Genomic DNA, 7,386 nt, shown 5'->3' on the forward strand with positions numbered 1-7,386 from the left:
GTCACGGGATTGACGATGGCTTGATCCCGTTTCCCGTTGAATGCCGGTACGCTGTACCGGCGGCGGCGGGAGGCCAGATGACAGATCACCAGGCGGGGCAGTGGGGTCCGTGCCAGTGCGACATTGCCAGCCATGGCAGCGACGCGGTGCCCGCATGAAACGCAACGCTGCCCCGCCGCACAGCGACGAACCGGCCGAGCTGGCCCGCGCGCTGCAGGAAACGGCCGAGCAGCGCCGCCGCCTGGAAATGATCATCGACGGCACCGCCATGGGCACCTGGGAGTGGAACTGCCAGAGCGGCCAGATGCGGGTCAACGAGCGCTGGGCGCAGATCGTGGGCCATACCCGCGAGGAACTGGCGCCGATCACGCCGGAGACGTTCTTCCGGCTGGTCCATCCCGACGACCTCGCGCAGTCCAACGCGCTGCTGCGCGAGCACCTGGAAGGGCGCTCGCCGCACTACGACAGCCTGTGCCGGATGCGCCACAAAGACGGGCATTGGATCTGGGTGCAGGACCGCGGCCGCGTGTACGAATGGGATGCGCAGGGTCAACCGGTGTGGATGGCGGGCGCGCATGCCGATGTCAGCGACCTGCAGAACGCGCTTGAAGATGCGGCCAACATGCGCCAGCGGCTGCAGGCGGTGGTGGATGCCTCGGACGAAGTCGCGGTGATCGCCACCGATCCTGATGGCGTAGTCAATCTGTTCAACAGCGGCGCGCAGAAGCTGCTGGGCTATCACCCGAACGAAGTGATCGGGCGGGTCAATCCGGGGCTGTTCCATGAAGTGCACGAGATGGAGGAGTATCTGCGCCCGCAGGCCGATGCCCATGGCCGGGTGCCGACCATCTTCGAGGCGCTGACCGCGCGCGCCGCGCACGGTACCTGGTCGCACCAGTGGACCTTCGTGCGCAAGGATGGCGAACACCGCCAGGTGCGGCTGTCGATCAGCCCGCTCGATTCGGGCAACGGCCAGCGCCTGGGCTACGTCGGCATGGCGATGGACATCACACCGTTGCTGGAAGTGCGCGAGCAGGCGCATGTGGCCGCGGAAAAATTCGCGGGCGCTTTTTCTTCGGCCGCGCTGGGCATGGCGCTGGTCTCGCTGGAAGGGCGCTGGCTGGACGTCAACGACGCGCTGTGCGGCATTCTCGGTTACACGCGCGCCGAACTGCTCGAGATCGATTTCCAGACCTTGACCCATCCCGACGACCTCAACGCCGACCTGGCCCTGGTCGGCGACCTGCTGGCCGGCCGCCGTGACCACTACCACATGGACAAGCGTTACCTTGGCAAGGGCGGCAACGTCGTCTGGGGCCGGTTGTCGGTATCGCTGGTGCGCGCGCCGCACGGCGAACCGCTGCATTTCGTCTCGCAGATCCAGGACGTCACCGCCCAGCGGCTCAGTGGCCAGCAGCTGCGCGAATCCGAGCAGCGCACCCGGGTCACCCTCGATGCGGTGGCCGACATGGTGCTCACCCTCGATCTCGAAGGGAACATCCAGTACGCCAACGCGGCGGCCACGCGGGCGCTGGCCGGGGAGGGCGCGACACCGGTGACCGGCAGCCAGGTCCAGGACGTGATGGAACTTACCACCGAGTACGCGCCACGCTCGCCGCTGGACATGGCGGTGCTGCTGGATGCGGAGAGCAACGCAGTGGACCTGCATTCGGATCTGCTGCTGTCGGTGGGGGCGCAACGGGTGCCGGTGGACCTGACCCGGGCCTGGCTGCAGGGCGAGGACGGTCAGGTCAGTGGCGCGGTCTGGGTGATCCGCGACGTCACCCAGCAGCGTGCCCGCCAGCGCGAGGCGCGCCACCTGGCCGAGGTCGACCCGTTGACCGAGCTGAGCAACCGGCGTGGCTTCGAGGCGCACCTGCAGGAGGCCATCACCCGGGTGGCGCGTACCGGGCAATCGGCCTCGCTGATGTTCATCGACCTGGACAACTTCAAGCCGATCAACGACAACCACGGCCACCTGGCCGGCGACGCCATGCTGTGGGCGGTGGCCAATGTGCTGCGCCACGGCGTGCGCGATTCGGACATCGTGGCGCGCCTGGGCGGGGATGAGTTCGCGGTCATCCTGGCCGGCTGCACGCTCCGGCGCGCGCGGCGCATCGCCAGCGACCTGCTCGAATCGGTGCGCAACCTCAGCGTGCCGTGGCGCGTGGAGCGCCTGGCGGTCGGCACCAGCATCGGTATCGCGGCGATCGCCGGCCACATGAGCGTGGATGTGGCGGTCGCCGCCGCCGACGCGCAGTGCTACCGGGCCAAGGCATTGGGCAAGAACAACGTGCAGGTCGAAGCACCAGTGCATGGCGGGCCCGACCCGCTGGATGGCGGCGACGGCGACGGCGACATGGACGTGGACAGCGGTGCACGCACGTCCTCACGTGACGCAGAGTAGACCCTGCCTTGCCACCCAGGGTTTCCCCGCAGTCGGGGGTGCAGGGCGGGCCGGCGGTACCGCGACTGGTGTAAAGATTGCCAAAAGCAAAAGGCCAGATCTCTCGATCTGGCCTTTTGGATTCCATGGTGCCGAAGGTGGGACTCGAACCCACACGCTTTTAAGGGCGGCGGATTTTGAGTCTGCCTTTTGAGCATTTGTAGGTCATTGAGAACGCAGCCAATTGTTGCAATTATCTATCTCAAGTCACTGATTTAGTTGCCTTTTATCGAGAATCGTCAATACATTGGTGTGCAACTGGGGTACAGCCCAGTACCAACTAAAAACGGCCACAGTTCGGCCACAGGAGCACACCATGGCACAGGTCAAACTTACCGAGCGGTACGCAGCGGACAGGGCAAGGCGGCTGGCGGGAAGGCGCTGGGAGAGCCGGCGGCTTAAGGGCAGCCGGGGCACGTGGCCGCTATTACCCGCGTTACCTCACCGTTACCCTTTTTGTTACCCCATTTTTGAGCGAGAAAGCGGAGGCGCTTCAACGGCTTAGCCTTCATCAATTGGTCGAAGGGTAACGGGGTAACGGCTTGCGGCTAGTGCACACCTAGCGCCTGTGGATAGGACTACGCGACGCTCCAGGATGACCACGCGGCGGCCGCAGCCACGCTGCAACGGCTGCAACTGGAAGGCCCGGCGGATGCGTTGGTGGAAAGCATCAGCATCGATCCCAAGCTGTTCAAAGCCCTGTGGGCGGAGGCGCACAAGTTTGCGCTGGACGAACAGGGCCGCCCTTGTTTCCAAACGCTGGACGGTAAGCCGGTGATGGTGAAGGGTGCGGACGGCAACGAAAGCTCGCTGTCGTTCGACGGCAAGGCGATTGTCGAATACCTGTGCCCGCGCGACACGAAGTTGCACACAGTGGACACAAAGCGATGGGCGCATGTGCTTGTGGGCACACGTGCTTCGGGCAGCGGCGCGACGTCAACGAACGGCGCGGGTTACACGCCGGCCGACAAAGCCAAGCCGGCCGACGCGCCTGCCGTACAGTTCGGGTTGCGCTAGATCAAGAGTATGGAATGTTCTTGTCCAGCCACTCCCAAGCTTCCTTGCTGAGCCAGCCAGAATAAGGGCGAACGACCTTGATGATGAGCAAGGTGTCGTTATCGTCCAAGTGCTTGCGAATGCGGTCGCGCAGTTGCTCGGCCGTTTCGCTGGTCACGATGAGCCACGTGGAATCCAAGTGATGCCACCAGTTCGGCGACTTCTTCAGTTCTTCGTAAAGCGCGCTGTAATTCTGGCCAGATTTATTCAGGTCGTACGAGACGCAAAAAGTAGTCACGGATTACCCCCTATCAGCAGTTATCCAAGTGAAGCATTGTCCAATCTCACAGGTTGAGACTAACCTTGGGGCGCAGCCGGCCTAGCTTGTGGCTATCGCCGGCCCTGCATCCACGCCAAATATCAGGGCCGATAGTTCACGCTGTTGATGGCGGCCGAATGCGGCCAGTACGGCGACGCCTTCCTGCTCGACATGCTGCGAAGCAACTTGCGCGGCCCCAAGGACATGCCGATTCGCACCGTGTACGCGGCGAACCCCGGCGGCGTTGGCCACATGTGGCTAGCCAAGCGGTTCGTCTTTACACAGGCCACGCCGTGGACGCCTTTCATCGAGGACAAGTCCAAGCGCCTGTGTGTGTACGCGCCCAGCACGTTTGAAGCCAACCCGTTCCTTGACGTGTTCGCAGTACCGCGACCAATTGGGCGCGGCATGCGCCGACGACCCGGAGCTGCTGCGGGCTTGGGTGGACGGCGATTGGTCGGTGTGCCGTGGCGCGTACTTCGCGGATGTGCTGGACGAGAGCCGCGTCGCAGTGGAGCCGTGGCGCTACATACCCGACGAATGGTCGGTGTGGCTTGCGCACGACTTCGGCAGCGCCGCGCCTTCCGTTACCTATCTCCTGGCGGAGTCGCCGGGAGACACGGGGCCGGATGGTCGTTGGTATCCGCGCGGAAGCATTGTGGCCATTGACGAACTGGCGACGAACCGCAGCGACGACCGGCTAAACGAAGGCATCGGCTGGACGGTGCCGGTACTGGCCGACGCGATCAAGGCCATGTGCGCGCGCTGGAAGATCGGTCCGCACGGTGTGGCCGACGACGCCATATTCGCCAGAACCGGCAGCGGTGCCGGCTGCATCGCGGACGAGTTCGCGCGTGAGGGCATCTATTTTTACCCTGCGCAGAAGGGCGACCGAGTGAGTGGATGGCAGCGAATGCGCCGCCTGCTGTCCGATGCCGGCAAACCCGATCACCGCGGCCTGTATGTGAGCCGGGCATGTCGCTACTGGTGGCTGACAGCGCCTTATGCGGGGCGTGACATAAAGCGCCCGGAGGACGTGGACAGCAGCGGGGTAGACCACGCGCTGGATGCCATGCGCTACGGCGCACCGAATCGACTGGGCCAGCGATATCAAGGTCGAGTGGCGCAGATGAGAAGTCGCCGGGCGGTTCCTCCTTCCCGATCCGGCACTAGCCCGAGCTGGCGGGCGGCAAGGCTGGCAACCTGAAAGGTTGCCAGCCCTGTTTTGTTGGGGACGGTGCCCGGATTTGAACCGGGACCTGTCACGCTTTAGGATGAACTTGCCGATCCAGTCCTAGGCAGCCTTCGCGGTTGCCATTGCGTGACCGCTCTATCCAATTGAGCTACACCGCATAGTTCACTTGACCACAGTGAGCTGCGGTTTTTTCCGCTTCGCCCGCTCGGTCGCTTCGTTGATGCGCTTCTTCTTCTCTTCGATCCGCTCCAGCGCGTAGGGAGTCGCAGCCTTAATCAGGCCGGCAAACGAGTATTGATTTGTCGTCGTGCCGCCTTTCTTGGAGCGCCGCGCGATGCGGGTGATGAATCCTGCGCCCTCAAGCCTTGCGATTCGGCGTTGGACGGTACGGGGGTCAACCCCGATGGCTGCCGCAATTGTCGCCTTCGACGGATGGGGAGCGTTCTCAGCCTTCCACCAGTAGCCGGCCAGGTGGAGGATGATGTTTACGTCCAGCGGATCGAGCCCCAGCGCATGCTGGCGTTCGAAGATGACCGAAGGGATTGCGGTCCAGCCTGCTTCGGTAAGCGACTTGGACCACTTCTTCTCTACCTCGGAGGTTTCGTTCTGGGGCTTGATCTTCGCGTCAGTCATGTCACGTCACCGCTGGTCGATGGGTGAATAGTGGGCATGGCCTCGCTTCCGAACAAGGGTTTTTGGAGTGACCCCTAGAGGCAGGTGTGCCTCCCCCTCTACTGATCTACTGGGTATCGCTTGACCGGATGTCTGCATCCCGAAGTGCGTCTACTTTGGGAGGCGCTACGGCCCTAGGCCCCTAGGGCGAGAAGGACTCCCCCCGGAGGCGTCGGCGCCTCTAGGGGGTGGCAAAATGGCATCCGCAGGGTACTGCCATTCGGTAATCGGCTCGGTGGGGAAGTTGAACTGCCAGAGGGCGCGATGTGCTTTCTGAAAGCGAATCTCTGCAGACATCAGCAGGCTTACTACCCGGTCAATATTGTTCATCCCGACAGGTGTAAGGATGTTTCCCTCAACGTTAACCGGAGCTTCCAGCGTTATTTCAAGGCAGCGGCGTGCGTTCTCGATACTCGCCACAGCACCTAGAAGTGGTACCGCGCACGACTCTGGTAGCAAGTCGACGTTACCAATACTCTGCGTCACGCTAGGGAGAAAGGATTTGCTCACGTTTCGAGCGGCAAGTCGGATGTTGTCCAAGTTGGGAATCCGCGCATTGTCCACCTCGATTTCAAGCGCTTTGCGTATGTTGTAAAAGGCGGACTGCGCACCACCAACTTCTGTGCTAATCATGTATCCAAATACCCGGGCACGACGTGCGTTAGATGCGTCAACCTCCGCTTTAGTGCGCTTCGTGAAGTTGTTTGCTTGATATGCCAGGACTGCTACAGCGATGCCCGTGAACAGTGTGACTACGAGCATGAGCCACTCGGCTACCGAACCTGCGAAGAAATGGCACATAGCTTTATTCATCGTGGATTCCCCCGGTCCATATGGTGCAGGCGCCAGCATGCACGTAAGGTTTCGTGTCCACCAGCAGCAGAAGCGCCAGTACACGCCCGGCGTGCCGGAAGCACTCTAGCGTCGCATGGACACTGCCCCACCTGCCGCTGGCCACTCCGCAGCATTCGGCCACAGTTCGGCCACGCCGCAACACCGTCTAGGGCCGGGCAAAACAAAAAGGGCTAGGCTGATAAGCCTAACCCTTTGTTTTTATTGCAATTTTAACTGGTGCCGAAGGAGGGACTCGAACCCTCACGCTTTTAAAGGCGGCGGATTTTGAGTCCGCTGCGTCTACCGATTCCGCCACTTCGGCTGGCTGGCCGCGTAGTGTATACAAACCGGGCCGGATTGGGGAGGTCTGAATCGTTCACGTCGGCCCGGACCTTCATTCCGCCGCGACGCTATACTCATTGCGCTGAACCATACAGGGAACGGTGATGAGCGCGTTGCAGGGTCTGCGGATACTGATAGTCGAGAACGACGAGATGAGCGCATCGTTGCTGGAGATGCAGCTGACGCAGTCGGGCGCGGTAGTGGTCGGGCCGGCCGCATCGGTGGCCGAGGCGCTGCGTCTGCTGGAAGAGGGGGCACCGCAGATCGTGCTGCTCGACTACCGGTTGGCCCACCACGAGACCAGCGACCCGGTCGCCGAGGCGCTGACCGCGCGCGGTATTCCGTTTGTCGTGTCCACGGGCATGGCGCGCTTTCAGCTGCCAGGGGCGTTCCGCGCTGGAGGCGTGCTGACCAAGCCTTACCTGACCTCCGAATTGAACGAAGCGCTGAGCGCTGCGCTGGGTCATTCGGTCGCCAGCTGATACAAACAAAAAGCCCCGGCATTGCCGGGGCTTTCTGCGTTGTATTGGCGTCCCCACGGGGATTCGAACCCCGGTCGCCACCGTGAAAGGGTGATGTCCT

The 7,386-nt window shown here is 62.7% G+C and carries 7 protein-coding genes and 1 tRNA gene; 4 read left to right on the forward strand and 4 right to left on the reverse strand.

Annotated elements, in window-relative coordinates; translation table 11 throughout:
* Nucleotides 1–154: 154 nt before the first annotated feature.
* Entirely contained in the window at nucleotides 155–2,407 is a 2,253-nt protein-coding gene (locus WIX41_RS16550) for a PAS domain S-box protein (protein ID WP_339449357.1), read from the forward strand.
* 699 nt (nucleotides 2,408–3,106) lie between these two features.
* Nucleotides 3,107–3,463 (forward strand): hypothetical protein, encoded by a 357-nt coding sequence (locus WIX41_RS16555; protein ID WP_339449359.1) that lies wholly within the window; start codon nucleotides 3,107–3,109, stop codon nucleotides 3,461–3,463.
* A gap of 1 nt (nucleotide 3,464) precedes the next feature.
* Here WIX41_RS16555 and WIX41_RS16560 read toward each other — a convergent pair whose 3' ends face one another.
* A complete protein-coding gene (locus WIX41_RS16560; RefSeq protein ID WP_339449361.1) occupies nucleotides 3,465–3,740 on the reverse strand; it encodes a hypothetical protein in 276 nt (91 codons plus the stop codon).
* Between the two features lie 391 nt (nucleotides 3,741–4,131).
* On the opposite strand from WIX41_RS16560, the gene WIX41_RS16565 reads away from it, so the two are divergent.
* Entirely contained in the window at nucleotides 4,132–4,968 is an 837-nt protein-coding gene (locus WIX41_RS16565; RefSeq protein WP_339449363.1) for a hypothetical protein, read from the forward strand.
* A 150-nt stretch (nucleotides 4,969–5,118) separates the two neighbouring features.
* On the opposite strand, the gene WIX41_RS16570 is transcribed toward WIX41_RS16565, so the two are convergent.
* The 3 genes from WIX41_RS16570 to WIX41_RS16580 all read right to left on the reverse strand — a co-directional run bounded on the left by WIX41_RS16570 (nucleotide 5,119) and on the right by WIX41_RS16580 (nucleotide 6,784).
* A complete protein-coding gene (locus WIX41_RS16570; RefSeq protein ID WP_339449365.1) occupies nucleotides 5,119–5,589 on the reverse strand; it encodes a helix-turn-helix domain-containing protein in 471 nt (156 codons plus the stop codon).
* A gap of 165 nt (nucleotides 5,590–5,754) precedes the next feature.
* Nucleotides 5,755–6,441, reverse strand: coding sequence for a hypothetical protein (locus WIX41_RS16575; RefSeq protein ID WP_339449366.1), 687 nt, complete (start codon nucleotides 6,439–6,441; stop codon nucleotides 5,755–5,757).
* A 256-nt stretch (nucleotides 6,442–6,697) separates the two neighbouring features.
* Nucleotides 6,698–6,784 (reverse strand) — tRNA-Leu (locus WIX41_RS16580).
* Between the two features lie 124 nt (nucleotides 6,785–6,908).
* On the opposite strand from WIX41_RS16580, the gene WIX41_RS16585 reads away from it, so the two are divergent.
* Complete coding sequence (locus WIX41_RS16585; protein ID WP_339449368.1) at nucleotides 6,909–7,286, forward strand: response regulator; 378 nt, start codon at nucleotides 6,909–6,911, stop codon at nucleotides 7,284–7,286.
* The last annotated feature ends 100 nt before the right edge of the window (nucleotides 7,287–7,386 follow it).

It is taken from the genome of Stenotrophomonas sp. AB1(2024) (genome assembly GCF_037482345.1).
Classification (GTDB): Bacteria; Pseudomonadota; Gammaproteobacteria; order Xanthomonadales; family Xanthomonadaceae; genus Stenotrophomonas.

Coding starts and splice junctions, on each gene's coding strand:
- WIX41_RS16585 (WP_339449368.1), top strand. CDS start 6,909: ATGAGCGCGTTGCAGGGTCTGCGGATACTGATAGTCGAGAACGACGAG.
- WIX41_RS16570 (WP_339449365.1), bottom strand. CDS start 5,589: ATGACTGACGCGAAGATCAAGCCCCAGAACGAAACCTCCGAGGTAGAG.
- WIX41_RS16575 (WP_339449366.1), bottom strand. CDS start 6,441: ATGAATAAAGCTATGTGCCATTTCTTCGCAGGTTCGGTAGCCGAGTGG.
- WIX41_RS16550 (WP_339449357.1), top strand. CDS start 155: ATGAAACGCAACGCTGCCCCGCCGCACAGCGACGAACCGGCCGAGCTG.